This window comes from Paenibacillus sp. FSL E2-0201 (assembly GCF_037963325.1).
Taxonomy (GTDB): Bacteria; Bacillota; Bacilli; order Paenibacillales; family Paenibacillaceae; genus Paenibacillus_AQ.
Window position 1 is genome coordinate 4,427,301 of record NZ_CP150154.1, and the last position, 19,683, is coordinate 4,446,983.

The 19,683-nt window shown below is 44.8% G+C and carries 13 protein-coding genes; all 13 read right to left on the bottom strand.

Annotation, left to right across the window (positions count from 1 at the left end; translation table 11 throughout):
• Nucleotides 1–92: 92 nt before the first annotated feature.
• Entirely contained in the window at nt 93–1,100 is a 1,008-nt protein-coding gene (mglC, locus tag NSU15_RS20160) for a galactose/methyl galactoside ABC transporter permease MglC (RefSeq protein WP_042129441.1), read from the bottom strand.
• Between the two features lie 93 nt (nt 1,101–1,193).
• Nucleotides 1,194–2,705: a sugar ABC transporter ATP-binding protein gene (locus NSU15_RS20165; protein WP_042129442.1), complete on the bottom strand. Its 1,512-nt coding sequence runs from the start codon at nt 2,703–2,705 to the stop codon at nt 1,194–1,196.
• A 144-nt stretch (nt 2,706–2,849) separates the two neighbouring features.
• The gene (locus NSU15_RS20170; RefSeq protein ID WP_139328545.1) at nt 2,850–3,932 is read right to left on the bottom strand and encodes a galactose ABC transporter substrate-binding protein; all 1,083 of its coding nucleotides are present in this window, start codon (nt 3,930–3,932) and stop codon (nt 2,850–2,852) included.
• Between the two features lie 257 nt (nt 3,933–4,189).
• Nucleotides 4,190–5,212, bottom strand: coding sequence for a substrate-binding domain-containing protein (locus NSU15_RS20175; RefSeq protein ID WP_076119744.1), 1,023 nt, complete (start codon nt 5,210–5,212; stop codon nt 4,190–4,192).
• The gene (locus tag NSU15_RS20180; RefSeq protein ID WP_042129447.1) at nt 5,209–7,038 is read right to left on the bottom strand and encodes a sensor histidine kinase; all 1,830 of its coding nucleotides are present in this window, start codon (nt 7,036–7,038) and stop codon (nt 5,209–5,211) included. The genes NSU15_RS20175 and NSU15_RS20180 overlap by 4 nt, the downstream gene beginning before the upstream one ends.
• 2 nt (nt 7,039–7,040) lie before the next feature.
• Nucleotides 7,041–8,693: a response regulator gene (locus NSU15_RS20185; RefSeq protein WP_339287385.1), complete on the bottom strand. Its 1,653-nt coding sequence runs from the start codon at nt 8,691–8,693 to the stop codon at nt 7,041–7,043.
• A 356-nt stretch (nt 8,694–9,049) separates the two neighbouring features.
• Complete coding sequence (locus NSU15_RS20190) at nt 9,050–9,514, bottom strand: GNAT family N-acetyltransferase (protein ID WP_339287386.1); 465 nt, start codon at nt 9,512–9,514, stop codon at nt 9,050–9,052.
• Entirely contained in the window at nt 9,504–10,694 is a 1,191-nt protein-coding gene (gene purT, locus NSU15_RS20195) for a formate-dependent phosphoribosylglycinamide formyltransferase (RefSeq protein ID WP_042129454.1), read from the bottom strand. The genes NSU15_RS20190 and purT overlap by 11 nt, the downstream gene beginning before the upstream one ends.
• A gap of 149 nt (nt 10,695–10,843) precedes the next feature.
• Nucleotides 10,844–14,530, bottom strand: a complete 3,687-nt coding sequence (locus tag NSU15_RS20200; protein WP_339287387.1) for a dynamin family protein — start codon at nt 14,528–14,530, stop codon at nt 10,844–10,846.
• A 411-nt stretch (nt 14,531–14,941) separates the two neighbouring features.
• A complete protein-coding gene (locus NSU15_RS20205; protein WP_042129455.1) occupies nt 14,942–15,208 on the bottom strand; it encodes a hypothetical protein in 267 nt (88 codons plus the stop codon).
• Between the two features lie 25 nt (nt 15,209–15,233).
• A complete protein-coding gene (gene nth / locus NSU15_RS20210; protein ID WP_076119747.1) occupies nt 15,234–15,914 on the bottom strand; it encodes an endonuclease III in 681 nt (226 codons plus the stop codon).
• Nucleotides 15,915–16,131: 217 nt separating this feature from the next.
• Nucleotides 16,132–18,861 (bottom strand): S-layer homology domain-containing protein, encoded by a 2,730-nt coding sequence (locus tag NSU15_RS20215; RefSeq protein WP_339287388.1) that lies wholly within the window; start codon nt 18,859–18,861, stop codon nt 16,132–16,134.
• An 87-nt stretch (nt 18,862–18,948) separates the two neighbouring features.
• Entirely contained in the window at nt 18,949–19,608 is a 660-nt protein-coding gene (locus NSU15_RS20220; RefSeq protein WP_339287389.1) for a GerMN domain-containing protein, read from the bottom strand.
• Between the last annotated feature and the right edge of the window lie 75 nt (nt 19,609–19,683).

Consider the following 19,683-nt stretch of genomic DNA (forward strand, 5'->3'; position numbering starts at 1 on the left):
GCCTATTACTAGCAAACGCTTCTTCAGCCCTTTATAAGAGTAATGAAATGATCGATTTAGTTCACAGACTTCTACACGATCATCAAACCAAGCTACTTCTTCGAAGAGTACTTCCGCATATCAAATGCGACCGCGGCTATGATGATCAAACCTTTGATAATCAATTGATAGTACGGGCTAATACCGATAAAGGTCAGACCGTAGTTAATGAGAGTAAAGATGATAACCCCCACTAGAACACCCGGTACAGTACCGATACCCCCGGTTGTAGATACACCCCCCACTACGCAAGCTGCAATGGCATCAAGCTCATACATGTTACCGTAGTTATTTGTTGCTCCACCTGTTCTAGCAGCTTCCAGAACACCTGCCAGACCATAAAGGGCACCAGCAATTGCATAGATATAAATCAGATTCTTGGAAACATCGATACCGGATACTTTAGCTGCCTGCATGTTTCCGCCAATCGCATACATGTTCTTACCCAGCTTGGTTTTATTGAATACCACCCACACAATGGCGGCGACACCCAAGGCTATCAGCACGATATACGGAATTGAGTATTGGCCGCTTCCTATAAAGCCAGAACCAATTTTGGTGAAATCAGGACGCAGACCGCCAATCGGCTGAGATTGGTTAGGATCCATATCGAAGTACAGTGAGTTTAAACCATAAACAATAACCATCGTGCCCAGTGTTGCTATAAACGGCGGAACATGCAGTTTGGAAACGACAATACCGTTTATGAGTCCGCAGAGAAGACCAGCTATAATAGCTATAAGGATTGGAAGCCATACTTGAACCTGCGGCAGATCAGGGAAAAAGCGCCGGGAATAGTCCGGAATTTGCAGCATGGAGGCAGAGATAACTGCCGTGAAACCAACCACACGCCCAGCGGACAAGTCAGTACCTGCCGTAATAAGGATAAAGGCAACACCAAGCGCGATAATAATTCGCGTGGACGATTGGATTAATATGTCTCGTAAAGTATTTACAGAGATAAAGGCCGGTTCGTATAAAGCAATACCCATAATCAGAAGTACCAATACAATATAAATGGCATTTTGCGTAATAAAGGTTTGAGTTCTTTTAACGTTCATTAGTAGTGTTCCTCCTTAAAGTTACGCGAAGAGTAGTTCTCTTCGTAAACCAAATCTAGTTTCGCCTAGCAAAACTATCAGTACATTCCTATCCTAATGCTGTGCAGCGAGACGCATAACTTCGGTTTCCGTAGCTTGCTCGCCTTCTAGTATACCGGTGAGTCTACCTTCCGACATGACCATTACGCGGTCAGACATTCCGAGCAGCTCCGGCATTTCAGAGGAGATCATAATGATGCTCTTCCCTTGCTGGGCCAGGTCGGTAATAATGGAGTAAATCTCGAATTTAGCCCCTACGTCGATACCACGAGTCGGCTCGTCCAGAAGCAGGATTTCGGGCTCAGTCAGCAGCCATCTGGCAAGTAACACCTTTTGCTGATTCCCACCGGAAAGATTCATGATTAGCGTTTTGGTTGTTGGTGTTTTAGTACGTAATTTTTCAATCATTTTATCGACTTCCACTTTCTTCTTTTTTCCATCTAGTAAAAGAAGAAGCTTCTGGTAACGATGTAGATTAGCGATGGCACCATTCTCATGAACAGACAAAACTGGAAATATGCCTGTTACACGACGCTCTTCGGTAAGCAGAGCCATTCCGTGTTTCTTCGCATCCTTCGGAGAATTGATATTAACCTTCTTGCCTTTAATAGAGATCGTTCCGGATTTCAAGGCTCGCAGACCGAACAATGCCTCAATAACCTCGGTTCTCTGGGCACCTACTAGACCACCAATCCCTAGGACCTCACCTCGTCTTAATTCAAAAGATACATCTTTAAAGGATCTTTCCTCCGGAGAGGTTAACCCTTCCACCTTCATGTATACTTCGCCAGGTACGTTAGAACGTTCTGGGAATCGATTCGTTAAATCGCGACCCACCATTTTGGAAATGATTAAATCTGTAGTTAATTCCTCCGCTGGCCAGGTACCAATTTTTTTACCGTCACGCATAATAGTAACTTCGTCAGAGATTGCAAGAATCTCTTCCATTTTGTGAGATATATAGATAATAGCTACGCCTCTACTTCTGAGGTCCCGTATGATCCGGAATAAATGCTCCACCTCCACACTGGTTAAGGAAGAAGTGGGTTCATCCATTACAATAACTCGGGAGTGAAAAGAGACAGCCTTCGCAATTTCAATGGATTGGATTTTGGATACAGACAGCTTACCCACTAAAGTCTCAGGATTCAGATCGATATCCAGATCTTTAAACAAATTTTCCGTGTCAGTGTACATTTTCTTATGGTCGATAAACTGAATCGGTCCGATTCCCTTCGTAGGAAAACGTCCTAGCCAGATATTCTCCATAACACTTCGGAACGGCACGGGGTGCAGCTCCTGGTGAATCATTGAAATACCGCTTTTTAACGCATCATTGGAACTGCTGATGGAAGCCTTCTCACCATCCAAAAAAATCTCACCGGCATCCGGTGAATAAATACCAAAAAGGCATTTCATGAGTGTGGACTTACCTGCACCGTTCTCGCCCATAAGTGCATGAACCGAACCCGGTCTGACCTTTAAACTAACATCATCCAGCGCTTTGACGCCGGGGAATTCTTTAGTAATGTTGTTCATTTCCAGCAAAAACTCAGCTTTTTCCATGTTGTTACGCCCCCTACGCTTTTTTTCTTTTTTATGAGAGGCACAGCGGTTCCATCCTGTTCCCTGCCTAAAAGAAATACCGAGGAGCGGTTAGCCGCTCCCCGTGCTGTCATATAATCATGAATAACGCTGTAGCCGAGGTAATTACTTAGCGTCAGCTATGTTGTCTTTCGTAATCTTTTTGTAGGAAATCCATACGTATTGGTTGTCAGTGATATCAAAACCTACATTGTCTTTCGTAGGTGTTTCACCTTTAGCAAGCAAAGCAGCAACTGTGATAGCAGCTTTACCTTGGTTATTCGCATCGTTCAGCACCGTACCGAGCATTGTTCCATCTTCCAGCGCTTGAATTGCAGGAGCAGTTGCGTCTACACCTACTACCGGCATAAATTTGTCACCCGTGAAGTAGCCTGAAGCTTTTAGAGCTTCGATTGCACCGAGGGCCATATCGTCGTTATTAGCAAGAACTGCTTCGATTTTATCGCCGTGGGAGCCAAGGAATGCAGCCATTTTTTCTTGTCCTTTTACGCGATCCCACATTGCTGTATCTTCAGCCAGTTTCTCCACCTTGATTCCTGCATCTTCGATAGCTTGGATAGAGTAAGTAGTACGAAGCTCAGCATCTTGGTGTCCTGGTTCACCTTTTAGCATTACATATTGGAGAACACCGTCGCCGTTCTTATCAGCTTCAGGATGTGCTTTCCAGTAGTCAACAATCAGTTGGCCGGACATTGTGCCGGATTCTTCTGCTTTAGCACCTACATAATAAACTTTATCCCATTTCTTCATATCTTCAGGAAGCGGTTCACGGTTCAGGAATACTACCGGAATGTTAGCTGTTTTAGCTTTTTCGATAATGACGCCAGCAGCTGTACGGTCAACTGGGTTAATCAGCATCCCGTTATATTTTTTAGTGATGAATAAGTCAACCTTGTCATTTTGTGTTGGCTGTGAATTTTGGCTATCTACGATATCTACTGTAGCAATGCCTTTAGCAGCACTATCGATGGCGTTACGAACACCTGTCATAAAGGTATCGTCAAATTTGTAAATGGCGACCCCAACTTTAGGAGTTTCTGTTGTAGTACCTGAGTTCTCAGTCTTTGGAGCATTAGTAGCCTTATCATTGCCTGCAGCACTATTAGTAGTATTGTTGTTGCCACCACAGCCTGTCAGAGCAGCACCCAGTAAAGCACTAGCTAATAGCACGGAAGTGATTTTTTTCATTATTCATTGACCTCCTATTTATACTTCTTTTTTGTTTGCCCCTGATCGTCTCGGGTACATCCATATTATGCCTCACCTGAAAACGCTTGCGAATATAAAATCCTACTCATTAATATAAAAATTCTAATGAACCCGTAAAGAAATATTAGGATGATTTTCATTAAAAATTTATACTTTCTTATATTCTAAAAAAAACGAATACCGCCCCATTCAAGGATGGTATCCGTTTCACGAATCGTATACGCTCAAAATAGCTCCTATCTAACGAACGGAAATAACAGCTTTTGATTCTCAGGCCACAACATATTGTCCAAATCAATTAGTTTTGTTCCTGTATCTACACGTTCTGGCACATCGATTCCTTCGATCACTTCAACGGCATGTTTTACAGCTAAATACCCGTTACTAAAAGGGTTTTGGATGACAGTTGCTTGAACTGTACCATCCTGCAGCAATTCCATCATGGAGGGGGAGCTATCAAAGGCAACCATTTTAATATTTTGCAGCCCCCGGCTTTGGATCGCCATTGCCGCACCCTGTGAAGCAGTTTCATTCAGACTCGCAATTCCCCGCAAATTCGGGTGCTTCAGCAGCATTAGCTGCGTAAGTTCTTCTGCATCCTTAATGCTGGAGGTCGTGTATGAAATCTCAACCACCTGTATGTTTGGATAACGGGCCGTATAATTTAAGAATCCCTTCTCCCGTTCCTCTGCGTCTCTAGCACCATATTCAATTCCGCTGGAAGAATCCTGTTTCTCACGCTGAGTTGAATTGGTGAAATTAATAATGCCCACCTCGCCGTATCCTTTCAACAGCTTGATCAATCTTTCTGCAGATTTTTGACCCGCTTCATAGCCGTTCGAGCCAATATATGTCCTTACTCTTGCTGAACCTACTTCCGCATCTACGGATATGACAGGGATTTTGGAATAAGCCGCCTGATCTACAACCTGTGCAAGCCCCATATAACTACTTGCAGCTAAAATAATCACATCTGCTTTTTCATTAATAGAATCCTGCACCATTTTCACCTGTTCTGTGATATCACTCTCAGATTCCGGAGCTTTGAAGGTTAATTTCACGTTAAATTCCTGCGCTGCAGCTTCTGCCCCCAATTTAACCGTATTCCAGTAGTCACCCCTGTTCATTTTCACAATGAGATGAATATTACGGGTCTTATTTGTATTGATGTAATTGGGCGCTGAATTAAAACAAGAAGAAACCGTAGTCCATAACACCACACACATTAACAAGGTTAGCCAAAAACGAAAGGTTTTCATGACGATGTCTCATCCTCCTTAAGCCCTTCATTGCCTTCGCCTTTTGCGAGTGCCGGAAAGATAAGGGTAACCGTAGTGCCTTCTTCAATTTCACTTTCAAAAGAAAGACCATATTCTCGGCCATAGTACAGCTCAATCCGCTCGTTCACATTTCTTACGCCTACCCCGGAACCGCTCATACTTTTACTGCCACCTGTCAAAATAACCTTCATAGTCTCCTTGGACATTCCTAGTCCATTATCACTAATCCGTATGATGACAAGATTGTCCTTCAGTTCCGCTTGGATAGAGATAAAACCTTCATCAGGCATCATTTCAATTCCGTGATACAAGGCATTCTCTACAATCGGCTGCAAAATCAGCTTAATCGTCTGACACTGCAGCACTTCATCCTGCGCGATGATCTCATAGCGGAACTTATTTTTGAAACGGAAGCTTTGTATGACGAGATAATGACGAATATGATCCAGCTCTTCCTGCACGGTAATCATATTATTGCCTTTGCTTAGGCTTATACGGAAAAACTTCGATAAGGACTGAATCATTGTGACGACCTCCTCCGTCTTACCACGCTCAGCAAGCCGGATCACAGAGTTCAAGGTATTGTACAAGAAGTGTGGATTAATCTGGGATTGCAGGACTTCAAGCTCACCCTTGCGTTTCGTTTCTTGTTCATAAATAATTTGATCCATCAATTGACGGATTCGCTGCAGCATGAGGTTAAACCGTTTGGACAACTGCTCTACCTCATACGCACCGCTCACATCGATTCGAGTATTAAGATCCCCTTCGCCTACCTGCTGAAGTGTCCGTTCCAGCTTACGGATCGGGCGGGCAATTCGTGCAGATAAAAAGACAGATACGATAATTACACATAAAATAACAACCGCTAGGAACCAGGATAAAAAGGTGTTCAGATCTCGCTTGGTGGTTACTATCTCGTCATAATAAGCAACTCCGACTATTTTCCATCCGGTCTGTTCCAGCGTACGCACTGTGATAAAACGTTTTTCACCGGTAGACTCATCCAAATAGCTACGGTAAGCATATTCCAGTACCGGCTCCACATTCTCATACTTTAAGCCAGCATAAATAAGCTGCTGCTGCGGATGATACACAATGTTGCCTAATTGATCGAGGATGTAAGCGTATCCTCTTTTACCAAGCTTAACCTGCTTGCTCAGCTCATCTATGGTGCGAAAGTTAAAATCCATCAGGAGGATACCCGTTTTTAATACTCCCTTTTCCTGATATTGAATGAGTTTACTGATCGACACGACCCATATGTATTGACCTTTAAACAAGTTCTGAATATGGGGCGCTGAATAAGAGATCTCAGACGTTCTTTTGGCCGTAGTAAACCAACTCTGGGTTTCTAACTGTGTGTTGCTGCGCAACTTCTGTCCTGCTGTGCCCACAACGTATTTCCCCTGTGGTGTAAAAACTGCTGCAGAAACAAGATCCTCTCTACTTCCCATTAACATAGCCATTCTTTCCATCAGTAAAGCGGAGTCCACGGAGGGACTATTCGTTATTTGATCTTCTGCGGTTTCAAAAATATTCCGCATCCCTTTAACATAAAGCTCCAGATTGTAGTTCACTTGCTCAATAATCTGCTGCATATTCATATTGGCATTCTCTTCTGCTGTCTTCGCAAACTTGTTATACAGCATAAGGCTAACAACGACCGCTACAAGTACAGCGACAGATGTAAAAGTGAGCGTAATCGTCACTTGAATGCTCCGCAGCTTGGAGGACAACCGGCGTTTCCCCCCTTTTGGATGCTGCGGCCGCAGTCGAAAAGAATAGGACTTTTCTTGCCGCATGGCTACCCTCCTCTGGAGCTGTTTTTATACTCTTTGGGAGACTGGCCATATTTTTTACGGAAGCAAAAACTGAAATAGTTAGGATCAGCAAAGCCAATTTTCTCGGCGATTTCAAAAGCCTTCAGTTCCGTGGAGCGTAAAAGTTCCTTTGCTGCCTCTAATCGGATTTGCAAGAGATAACTAACGAAAGTCATCTTCATTTCCTTCTTAAAAATACTGCTAAAATAACCCGTACTGATATGTAAATGCTGACAAACCTTTCCGATAGAAATATCCGATTCCTCATAATGGCTACGGATGTATTCTTTAGCTTCATCAATGAGCAGCTTATAGCTAGATTGGCGTTCTAAGGCAATGGAGTCCATTAGCCGGCTGCAGATCGTAATAATCCATTGTTTGGCTTCACTCATACTATTAAATTTATTCATCTCAGTTAATGAGGAGATGCCAGATCCAACGAACTTAGCAGCATCACTACCGGACTCTTTGGCTACACGCAGGATAGATGTAATAATCTCCAGCAAAAAAATCTGATAATCCTGAGTAGATACCTGCTCAGCATTCAATCCGCCAAATAACTCCTCCACGACCTCTTTAAGCTCCTGTACGGTTCCCATCTTAATCGTTCGGATTAAGGACTGCTGGGTCAATTCATCATAGGCCAAGAGTGTATTCGAACGTGATTCCACATCCTCGATCCAAATGACTCTGTTATTGCCAAGAATGAGACGATAATCTAACGCTTGCATGGCATCTCCAAAGGAATTAAATAGCATAGCAGGCGAATGACAAACCGTTCCAGAACCAGCGGTTACCGTTAGCTTAAGAAACCGCTGCACATTGTGGCGGATTTCTTCTAGAATTTCAAAAGTTTTCCCCGTAATTTCAGTTTCTTCTTCTGCATCACAAATGGAAAGAAGCACTACCTCATCACGATGGATAAACACCCTGCCAAAATTATGCTTATTACATAATTCTTCTGCAATATTGAGCACAGCGAAGAGCTGTAAATTTCTCTCTCCCGTATCTCGCAAAGAAATTAGCTTACCTGCGGTAAGGCTAACCGTTTCTCGCTCTGGACGGATATAATCCACACTAATTACTGAGGCTTGGAACCATTTCCCATGTAGATCTATTCCGTATTCCGAACTTTTTTCGTCTATTTCAATCATTCGTAACTTGCGTGAAACTAGTGAAGATAAAAACTGCTCACGCAGCACAGGCAGACTTTTTCGATAATGCTCACTGAGTACAAAAACATTCTCCTTCTCTGCAATTTCAGCCTCTATATTGGCTCTGACCTTTAGCAGAACATCAATCAACTCCTGTGAAGAAAACGGTTTCAAAATATACTCGTCGATTTGCAGTTTAATCGCCTTCTGCGCATATTCAAATTCATCATACCCTGTCAAAATAATGATCTTGGTATTGGGATGCCGTTCGCGAATCCATTCCGCCAGCTGCAGCCCGTTCATAAAAGGCATTTGAATATCCGTCACAACCACATCCGGGAGCAAACGATCAATCGCATCCGCTGCCTCCCGTCCATTCTCCGCCTGTTCTACAATTTCGAAACCGTAGTGCTCCCAATCAATCTGCCCGATGACCCCTTCTCTAACATCTTCTTCATCCTCAGCAAGAATTAACTTGTACATTTCTCATCCCTCTTTGGAAACGATTTATTTAACTGTCATAAAATTCATTCTATATGATTCAAACTATTCCATCTATGGTTAGTTATTTAAATCGATTTACTAAAAACTAAAAGAGTCTGTCGAATGACTACAATGTGCTAGTCGGAGAGATATGAAAGATATGAGGGGATGAAGTGACTTGAAAGCTACTTCATAGCAAGAACTACTTCAGATTCTCAGAAATTACTGCTTTAGCGATCTCCGTATTATAAAAAAGTGTTCTTTTTACAGGTTTATATCCTTGATCGATCCTTATATTTACGTAAAAAAAACCATCCCGCCGTAGCTGGGATGGGGATGATCGGAACCTATAAGTATTATAGCAACGCTTTGTTAAAGCGATAACCTGCTGTCTTTTCGAAACCTAAATGACGATAAAAAGCATGTGCCGGTGCGCGCTCTACGCGGTTACCACTTCTCAAGAAGAGCTGACAGCAACCTTGCTCACGTGCCCATTCTTCTGCTGCGGCCACAAGTCTTTTACCGAGTCCGTTTCCTCTGAGTTCTTCTGATACGATAAGTGCAGTAATCTCAGTGATACAATCTGTTTGTTTGTAATACGAGATTACCTGTCTAAGACCGACCATTCCCACAACTTCATTGTTTAGTTCTGCAACAAGCGTGCACTCAAGATGGTTATTCTCCATGCTTTCGAGTCTCTCTTTCATCACGCTAAGCGTTGTTGGATAGCCGAATTCCCGCAGAAGCGCTGTAACTCTCTCCAGATCATTCAAGCCGCATTTGCGAATTTCCAGTACAGGTGCCATGGTACTACTGTTCATCCTCATTTACCTCCACTTTTAGCATAGACGCTGCCTGCTTGGCTACCGTCCGCGCGATTTCCACATCTTCCGCCGCACTTAACGCCACTGCCATCCGCCGCCCAGGACGGACTTCTGGTTTACCAAATACCCGAACCTGAGTCCTAGGTAACTCCAAAGCTTCACCAATTCCAGTCACAACAAAAGCTCGTCCTTCTCCTTCAGCCTTCAGCGTTGCTGAGGCACCTGGTGTCAGTAATTGAACTGATTGGACTGGAAATCCAAGAATAGCTCTGACATGCACTGCAAATTGAGATAAATCCTGCGTCGCCATCGTCACCATCCCTGTATCATGAGGTCTGGGTGACACTTCACTAAACAATACGCCTTGATCCGTCAAGAAAAGCTCCACTCCAAAAATACCGAATCCTCCGAGCTGATCCGTAACTGCTTTGGCAATAGACTGAGCTTCATCTAGTAGTTCCGGCTTCATAAAGTGAGGCTGCCATGATTCGACATAATCTCCATCCTTCTGAATATGCCCAATAGGCGGACAAAATATCGTGCCAGACACGGACCTTACCGTCAAGAGTGTAATCTCGCTCTCAAAGGTAACAAAGGCTTCCACGATCACACGTGTTCCTTTGGCTCTAGCTCCATCCAAAGCAGTGTTCCAGCACTCTTCCGCATCCTCTGGTCTTTTACAAACACTTTGCCCTTTGCCAGAAGAACTCATAATTGGCTTGATGACACAAGGAGTGCCTAGTTCTGCAACGGCTTGATGCAGCTCTTCCAGACTATCTGCAAAACGATAATCCGCTGTTGGCAATCCAAGTTCTTCAGCAGCAAGTCGGCGAATGCCTTCTCTGTCCATGGTCAGACGAGCCGCTCGTGCGGTCGGAACAACGAAGAAACCTTCCTCTTCAAGCTCTTGAAGAGCATGAGTGGCAATTGCTTCAATTTCCGGAACAATAACATCTGGTTTTTCTGAGCGAATAAGCGTTTTAAGCGCCTCTGCATCCAGCATATCAATAACATGTGAACGATGAGCTACACCCATCGCTGGTGCATCGCTATAACGGTCTACAGCTACGGTCTCTACGCCAAGACGTTGAGCTTCGATTATGACTTCCTTACCCAGTTCCCCGCTGCCCAGCAGCAGCAGCTTGCGGCTTTGAGCTGAAAAAGGAGCTCCCCACATTGTCGATTTCAACCTCTTTCGGCAAATTGACTATCACGTTTCCATAAATTTCTGAAAACGGAACAGTTTCTTTGTATATTTTCAGGCTTCTTTATTTTCATCCATCATACGCCAGATTGCAAGTGTTCTTCGACAATTTCCTACAAATTTCAAAGATTTTTGTCCAATCTATCAACAAAAGATTGTTCCAAGAGAGATAATTGGTGACCTAACTGGCCCCAATGATCTGCGGACTCACCTCCTTTAAGGAGATCCAGCATCGCTTTCTCTTGCTCCGCCATCCCTTCTTGAAGATGTTCTGAAGCGGCCTTTAATTCATTGGCAATGCATTCGACATAATGTGCAAGTAATTTTTTCTTCTGCTCTGCCGCCGCAACATTAACAGCTTCTTTCACAAGAGGCTCAGCCGCACCTTTGACTTGCTCCCGGCCAGCGCCTTCAAAGAAGTAGCGGGGAGATTTAAAATGTCCCCATAAGGTTGACCATTCCACGGACTGAAGCTGACATTCCAGCTCACTAGGAGATGGCCATGCCGTTTCTTCATTCTCCATCAGCTGAAACTCCTGCGTAGAGAAGCGCAGCTCAGCAGCAGCCGCTTCGGCAGCTTCATGAACAAGTCTGCGCCCAGTATTCTCCAGTCGCAGCGTTGTCGCCCATAGCTCTTGCTCCAATTCACGCTGAGTGGTACGCATCAGCTCTGCACCACATGCAGCGAAGATAGCTTTTAAATTTCCTGCATCCTCACGCAGCAAGGAGGGGTGGAAAGACTCCTGAAAATTTCTAGTGAAGGAGAAGCTAATCCGCTGACACACATGATAGATCAGCTCCTCTCCTTCATGTACTAGATCTCTACCAGGACGTTCTTCTGTCTCCAATAGGGATAGCCGTTTCAATGCTAATTGACGACGTTCTTGCATTTCTTTTAATCCTGCTTCGCGCTCGTTTGCCGCCATGGAAGCGAGATTCTGCCACTCTTCCGCCCTGCGGCGAACAGATGCAATACTCTCTGCAGCTGCATTAAGTGAAAGCTGAGGAAGTTCATCTCCCGCAAAGCTGGATAAGGCTTGCTCGAAATGATGGAAACGGGAAGCCTCATAGCGTTCATAATTATGCTGAGTTTTACCTTCCAGAGCCAGCAAGCTAGAGAGCGCGTAAATTCTCGGTGAACGTAAGCCACCTGCACGTAAATTTTGAGCGACATGCTCTCGTACCTCTTCCAATTCATCTTCACTAGAAGCAAGATCGGAAGCATTGATAATAAAGAACATTTTATCAAGTGCAAAGCTATCTTTAATACGGCCCAGCTGTGCTAGCAAACCTCGATCTGCTTTTGAAAAGGCGTGGTTGTAGTAGGTAACAAAACATATTGCGTCCGCATTTTTCATGTAATTAAAGGTTACGCCGGTATGACGGGCATGCAACGAATCGGCTCCTGGTGTATCCACGAGTACAATCCCGCTTTCGGTCAAGGGGCAGGCATAATACAAATCAATCCCCTGTACAAAGCAGGCCCGAGTCTCCTCGGCTACAAGGCTTCGGTATTCTTCCAGATCCACAGTTCGAACTGTTCCAAGCAAAGGCTCGGCTTCTGCCCAGCCAGCCGCTGCTGCCCGTAGAAATCCAGCATGGGGCAATGCAGACGGATGAATTCCTCTTGCAGGCAAGCTTGCAAGAACTGTTGTCCATGAGTTCTGCTGTGGTTCACCCAGCTGCAGCACACTGAACGAATGGCAGATGTCATCCCAGAAATCTGCCATGGTCTTCATCGTTACAACCGCGCTGGCATGACGGAAGTCTCCTTCCGGCGCCAATATGCGGTTGACCGCAGCCGTGGCGGGATGTGGAGACACGGGCAGCACTTCTTCGCCGAGCAAAGCGTTGGCGAAGGAGGACTTACCCGCGCTGAACGCACCGAACAGCGCGAGGGTAAAGCGGCCGCCGGCGAGATCCTCCGCCCGTGCGGCCAGACTCCGCGCCGCTGATGCCATCGCAGGCTCGCGGCGCAGCAGCTCTGCCGCAGCCGCCAGCGCGTCAGCGGCTGCCGATAGCCGGCGGCGTCCGCCCGCCGGCGAAGCCGTTCCCGCCGCCCAGCTTGCGGCGGCGGCACTTCCAGCCGCTACGCTTTGCGGCGGCTGGACCTCCCGCGGTGCGGCGCTTTGCGCGGCCGCACGCGGGGTGACCCTCACCTCCGGCAGGATGCCGGGGGTGAGGGGCCGGCGCGGCGGCAGCAGCGCCGCGAGCTCGTGCGCGCGGGCGTCAGCCGCGCGGTCCAGGGCGGCTAGCGCGGCTACGGCGCGCGACTGCCGTGCAAGAGCTTGTTCTCGGCGCTGGAGTTCCGCGCGCCGCTCATCCATGAGCGGTGGCAGCTTCGCTAACAGCTCATCGCTCACCGCTAAGGCGGCACGGCGGAACTGGCTCTTAATATCAGCCGCAAGTGTGCGGCAGAAATTGAGCAGCGCCTCGCCGCTATTCCCCGTTCCCGGCTTAACTGAAGCCGCCAGCCACTCCTGGCTCACCGCCGGGAACCCTTGCTTCAGAGTCGTCTCCGCCTCCTCCTCCCACAACCCGAGACTCTCCGCCCAATCACGAACCAGCTGAATCAAATGCCATTCCAGCTGAGCGGAAATCTCTCGGGTCAACAGTCCTTGCCATACCGCCAGTCGTTTACTTTGTTCCTTCTCCCGCCGCGCAGCCGTAGAGAAAAACCCTAACCGAAACGTAGGGCTGGCACTCTCGATATAGTTTCCCGATGCCTCTCTAACATCCGCAGGCATTAGATTAGCATTATTCAGTAAAGTGTCGAGACCCGTTCGCAAGCTCGATCGCGAATGCTGAGGCAACTCCTCGAGTTGTTTCTGCTCTTCTTCTAGCGACTTCAGTTCCTTCGTCACCGTCTCTGCGTTCGTACCTTCCAATTCTTCAAGGAGAGCTGCTTTCTCCTCCTGCTGATCTTCACGGAATGCAGTTAAAGAAGCGTCCGCTGTATGGTGAATGGAACGAGATAGGCTATATTGAAGTAGTTGCTCCTTTTGTTCCAATAGTTCGGTTATTAGGATGAGGAGATGATCCCAATGATTAAGTGGATGCTCTTTCTTTTTGAGAGAGGTGAACAGAATTCCAGCACAATGAATCCCCCATTGTTCAAAAGCATTTTCAAGTTGACGTTTATATTCCTCAATAGAAATTTCTTGTTCCCTGTGCTTGTCGATCTGATTAACGATCAGATACAAAGGTTTACCCCAGTCGCTAAGATTTTTGGCAAAGGCCAAATTATTCTCTGACTGTACATGGTTATAATCCATTACATAAAATACAACATCCGCTAAATGCAGCGCGGAACGAGTCGCCGCCTGATGACCATCATCCGTCGAATCTACACCAGGTGTATCCAATAAAACGCCATCCTTACCTAGCAGCGGTATCTCATTCCATACCTCAATCGCGGAATATTCGCCACCATTTCGACAGTATTCCTGTAATCTTTCTGGAGTTGTCTCTATAGGTGAAGGTTCATTTTCACTTCCTTCAACCCTAGGATAAATAAGCACTCGCGGAACTCCACTGCGAATAGAGACAATATTGGCACTAGTCGGCACAGGTCCCGAAGGCAGCACTGAACTGCCGCATAGGAGATTGATCATACTGGATTTCCCTGCCGAAAAATGCCCGCAAAAAGCAAGGGTCAGTTCATTCCCACCCTCTTTATGCTGTAAATCTTCATATATACGTTCAGATCCCTCATCGCCCCAGCGATGCATTAATCTACGCAACTGGAAAAGCAGCGATGCTGTTTCATTTAATGTCTCTTTCTGAATGCTAACCTGTTCCGCTCTCACTGACTCTCCACCTCCACTGTTACCATCTAATCATGCTTTGAATATTACCCATTCAAGAATACGAAATCAGACTCATTTTTAAAATATAAGAAAGTATATGTTTCACACTATTCATTATCCTTATATTTCTCGCTTAAACGCTTGCCGTCCTTATAAGGACGCTGAAGGCATTTAAATTTATACAATGTTTATAACGGTGTAATTTCTGAGATGTCATGCGAAACCTTTTTTATAAATAATAATTACAGTTTATCACCAGTTTGACACAAATTAAATACACACTACTTACAAAATAACCTATCATCTCTTACGAAATGAGGTTATTAAAACATCTTTCTGCTATTATCGCTAAAAAGTAAGCAACAAAAAAGGAGCCAACCTGAGGGCTGACTCCTTTTAACATTTTTTAACTTATGCAGTTTCCGAAACAGGTAACAGAATTTCGAATACTTTTCCGTGCTGCAGAATAGTCAACCCACGAGATTTATCTCTCATTACGACAACCTCAGGTTTCACTGACATACGCTCAAAATAGTGTTCAGGAACGTCACCGGAATGACTGATCGTGATACCTTCTACTTCTTGCTCTTCGTTCTCTTCGAGTGGGCTTTCCACTACGCGATCAAAAATATCAGAGAACACTTCAAAATTATCTGTGTATACAGAAATGCATTTCATCTCTATCCCATCCTCTTCTTCAACTCTAACTTTTTGACGTATGATCTTTAGCTTTCCTGACAACCGCTGTTTTCATACGTTTTTTGCCCTCTCGACATACATCAAGGAGCGGACAAACTTGACATTTTGGGTTCTGTGCCTTGCAGTGATATCGTCCGAAAAAGATAAGCCGGTGATGAGTGATCGTCCATTCGTCACGTGGCACAGCCTTCATCAGCTTCTTTTCCACTTCCAGCACAGAATCTTTCCAGCCTGCTAGCGCAAGTCGTTTGGCAACCCTCTCCACATGCGTGTCCACTGCAATGGCAGGAACTCCAAAAGCGTTGGATACTACTACGTTTGCGGTTTTACGACCTACACCGGGCAACGTTACAAGCAAGTCATGAGCCTCAGGCACCTCGCCACCATACCGTTCTATGAGTATAGAGCATAGGCTTTGGATATGCTTAGCTTTGTTACGATATAAGCCGATGCGCCGGATATCCCCCTCCAATTCCTCCAGCGGTACAGAAATATAATCGATGGGGGCTTTGTACTTTTGGAACAGGTCCTCGGTCACTTTGTTCACCGTTGCATCCGTACATTGGGCTGACAACAGTACCGCTATCGTTAATTCAAAAGCATTACTGTGATTGAGCTCGCAATGTGCATCAGGGAACAAGTCTCCAATCGTATCCAAGATGTGGCGGACCTCTGCAACTTTCATAGTGTCCCCTCCACGGAGCGATTACGCTCAGTAAAACTTACACGAGCGTGTCCTCTAATGTAAAGAAATATAAGCAAAGTCTGTATTATAACGTATGGTTTCATACATTTCAAGAAAATACAACTCTTAAACTTTCTTATATTTCAAAAAAAACGTCTTGACGCAGGCAAAGCCCCTGTGTCAAGACGGTGATTCACTCGGAAATCCACCATTGCTACTATTGTTTCACAATTTCAACCACGATATCATTATTGAAATACATTATAATATTATCATTTTCTTTCAGAGATTGCACGGACAATGTCGTATCTCCTTGATGAATATATACATTTGAAGCAAGAGTGAACTGATACTTATCGTTCAGATTTGCTCTCTTCGTCACCAATGAGTTCGTCGTACTGTCAAAGCGAGAGAATGAACGAGTTAACTGTGGTAACACTCGAATGACTGTCACTCCATCCGTATCTTTCCGAATCTCCACTCTGTCCGCTGTTGTTAAGTTACTAAGAGCCGTTGTTGTCGCACCATCACGTATGATTCTAACTCCACCTACAGTAAAGTTTTGTGCTGCTCCAGCATACTCCTTCACAATTAAGCTATTGGTTGCTGCTCCTACTGAACTAATCTGACCTGTTGTAAGCTTGACGGCCTGAATAGAGAGCGGTGCGCTTCCATCAAAAGTCACATTCAGATAATCTCCTGATTTCAAAGCGGTTATCTTAATGCTCTCACCGGCTTCATTAGTTATTGGAAGCGCCGCAGTATTAATTTCACTGGTCCCCCCGTTCCACTTAATGCTTACACGGTTGGTTCCAGAATTAACAGTTGCTGCTTCAACCTGAAGAACGGTCTTTACTTTCAATACTGCAATGAGATCCTGACTAGTTGTCAGTGAGGCTGTCACATTACTACCAACAGGGACATCACTTAAGGATGGATTAGTCTTCCCAAAAAGATCAACTAATTGTGGATATGGCAGTGTTATAGTTTGCCCGCCATCTTTAAGCTTCAATACAATTGTTCTAGAAGTAGTATTAACAGCAGACAAAGTTCCTTCGTACTTTGTGACAATTTCCAAAGACAAAGCCCGTTGACCTATTGCCGTTAAATTTACTTTACGGTTCTCAACAAGTTTCGTACCGGCATTCGTTAAGTTAGGAAGTACGCCTTCAATCAACAATTTTGTTTTTTCATCCAACTGAACGACATGTGCCTTTTTATCAACATCCAGAACTGTCAACAGCTGTGTTTTTGTATTATAGTCAATAACCGTCGCTCCACTATACTGCTCAATTTGACGACTTAACACTTCAATTTTTGTGACCTGGTCACTGCTGTTTAGCGTAAGCTGAATTTTGTCCCCACCTACTTTATCAGCTATAAGATCATCAGCCACGGCGCTATTCATATTCGGAATAACAATCACCGGCTTCGTGCCTAACAGTTTAACTTCAAGTGTTCCGTCCGTTTTTTTATAAACAACTGTTGAATTGCTCAGTTCCGTAAGTACACCTTGAACTGTCCGTTCAACACCCTCTGTCACTTCTACAGTACGTATCACATTTTCCTTAATCGTATATTTAACAGCAGCACCTGTCTTTAAATCTGCTGGCTGCAGTACTGATGATTGCGAGCTGAATAATGAAGTGCCATCTTCCCATTTAAAGGTTTCCACCGTACCAGCAGCATTTTTAAACGTAATGCTTTTCCCAGTAAGATCTATGCTTTGAACGGTACCTGTCGTCGTTTTGTTAACAACGCCTGAAGTCACTTGAACGTTGACCACTTTATGTGAACCGCTATAAGTTTCACGCTGTAACGTAACTATGCTGTCTGCTACCAGCGAAGCAGGTTCAATTGAAGTCCCATTCGCATCTACAAAGGTAGTCGTTTCATCGTAGTAATATTCAGTGAACCCAGTAGCTGATTTCAGCCATAGCTTATTACCAGGTGCTACCATTGCGAAGTTTCCGGAAAGGCTCTCCACTTGTTGTGTAGGGTCTGTCACTTCAACATAAGCTGCGTTATATGTCGCTCCAATTACAGTAACCTTTGTGTAAGGTTGGATATCACTTAGATTTATTCTACTTTCAGAAGCGCTTGTGTAATAAGCGGTGCTCGCTCCCAGGTTATATGTAGAAGTCTTTCCATTGTTATAAACGGATAGTTTTCCATCTGCTAATTGACTGATTGTTCCTGATACCGTGTTGTCATATTCAACCGTATTGTGAGCTTCCGCACGGCTGAAAAAGGTTGCCAATTGAGCACGGGTCACAGCCCCTTGTGGATCAAAGCGATTACCATCAAGACCATTGGCTAGTTTCAGATCAACAGCAACGTTGATGTAGCCTCTTTTGTTTGCAGACACTTTAGCATCATCCGCAAAACCTGTCGGCTCACTAGCTGCTACGGCTGCATCTGCAGTTTTTCCTAGTGCACGAATTAGGAGTTCAGCAATCCATTCGCGGGAAGCTTTACGCTCTCCCCAAGAAGTCTTCAGATTATCTGGAGCCATTTCGGTTGCCTTATCAAGCAGGCCTTGTTGAAAGGCTAACACTACATAATCCTTGTAATAATTTGTAACCTTAAAATCATTAGGTAAGGAAACTGTTGAAGAAGTATCCACTTTATCCTGCAACTTCATAAAGCGTAATGCCATAAGCACAGCTTCTTGTTGAGTTACAGAATCGCCAGGGCGGAACAAACCATTATTACCAACCACAATTCCTTGTGATGCAAGTTTATAAATATGCTTTTCAGCCCAGAAGCCTGTTTTCACATCGCTAAAAATGCCTACAGATTGTGTTGTGGTTGTTGCTGCTGTCGTTGCTGTATCTGCAAACACTGCGCTTGTGCCGCCAAAAATCATGGCACCAGCCATAACAGCCGATACTGCTTTAGTAGAATAAGTCTTCAATGGACGTTTTGACCTTTTTTGCGCGGACAATAGATTATTCCCCTCTCTGTGACACAAATAAATAGTATACCTTAAAGTTCGTCAGTTAGATGCTGTATTCCTTTGTTGTAATAACAATTAGCTATTATCTCTAGTCATAGGATGCATTAGGTCCACATGACCCATCAAGCTTTCAACCTTTTCACCGTCTACCAAAACTTCGATACTTTTCACTTCATCAAATTGAAAATAGGTTTTGGCAAGTGAAGAAATCGCTAAGGACTCCCCACCAGCACCCAGCTGTGCTTCATCCGGTTTATGAATATCCATCACAATTTGACCATCCACAAACTTTAACGATTTCAGCTCAATCTTTCCCCATAACGATACAAGCTCAGTATTCTCGTTACTTTGCAATGCTTTGAATGTCTCTGTATATTTCTCAACATCGTCAGAGAAGCTAATGCTAGTCTTAGCAGGAATCAGATCCATAACTTGTGAATTCGTATAATAAGCTTCTATACTCAGACTCTGTTTTTGCTTCTCATCTGCTACTGGCTTCGCAGTAGGCTGAGTTTCTGCACTAGTATTGTCTGCTGTCGGTTGCGGAGTGCTAGCCACTTCGTTTCCTGGATCTTCACTTGGAGCCGGAGTACTTTCTCCAGCACCACTTACAACATTAGTACTACCTGTCTCCACACCGTTTGCTGGAGCTGCTGTAGGCTTATCTCCACAGCCAGCGATCACTAGCAGGAGCAGCGCGGCAACCCCAACCATAGTCCATTTTTGTTTCATCATTAATAAACGCCTCCTCTAGATGAATACGGGCAGACAGGTACCGCAAAACCACTTCTTCCCTTTTAAAAACAAAAG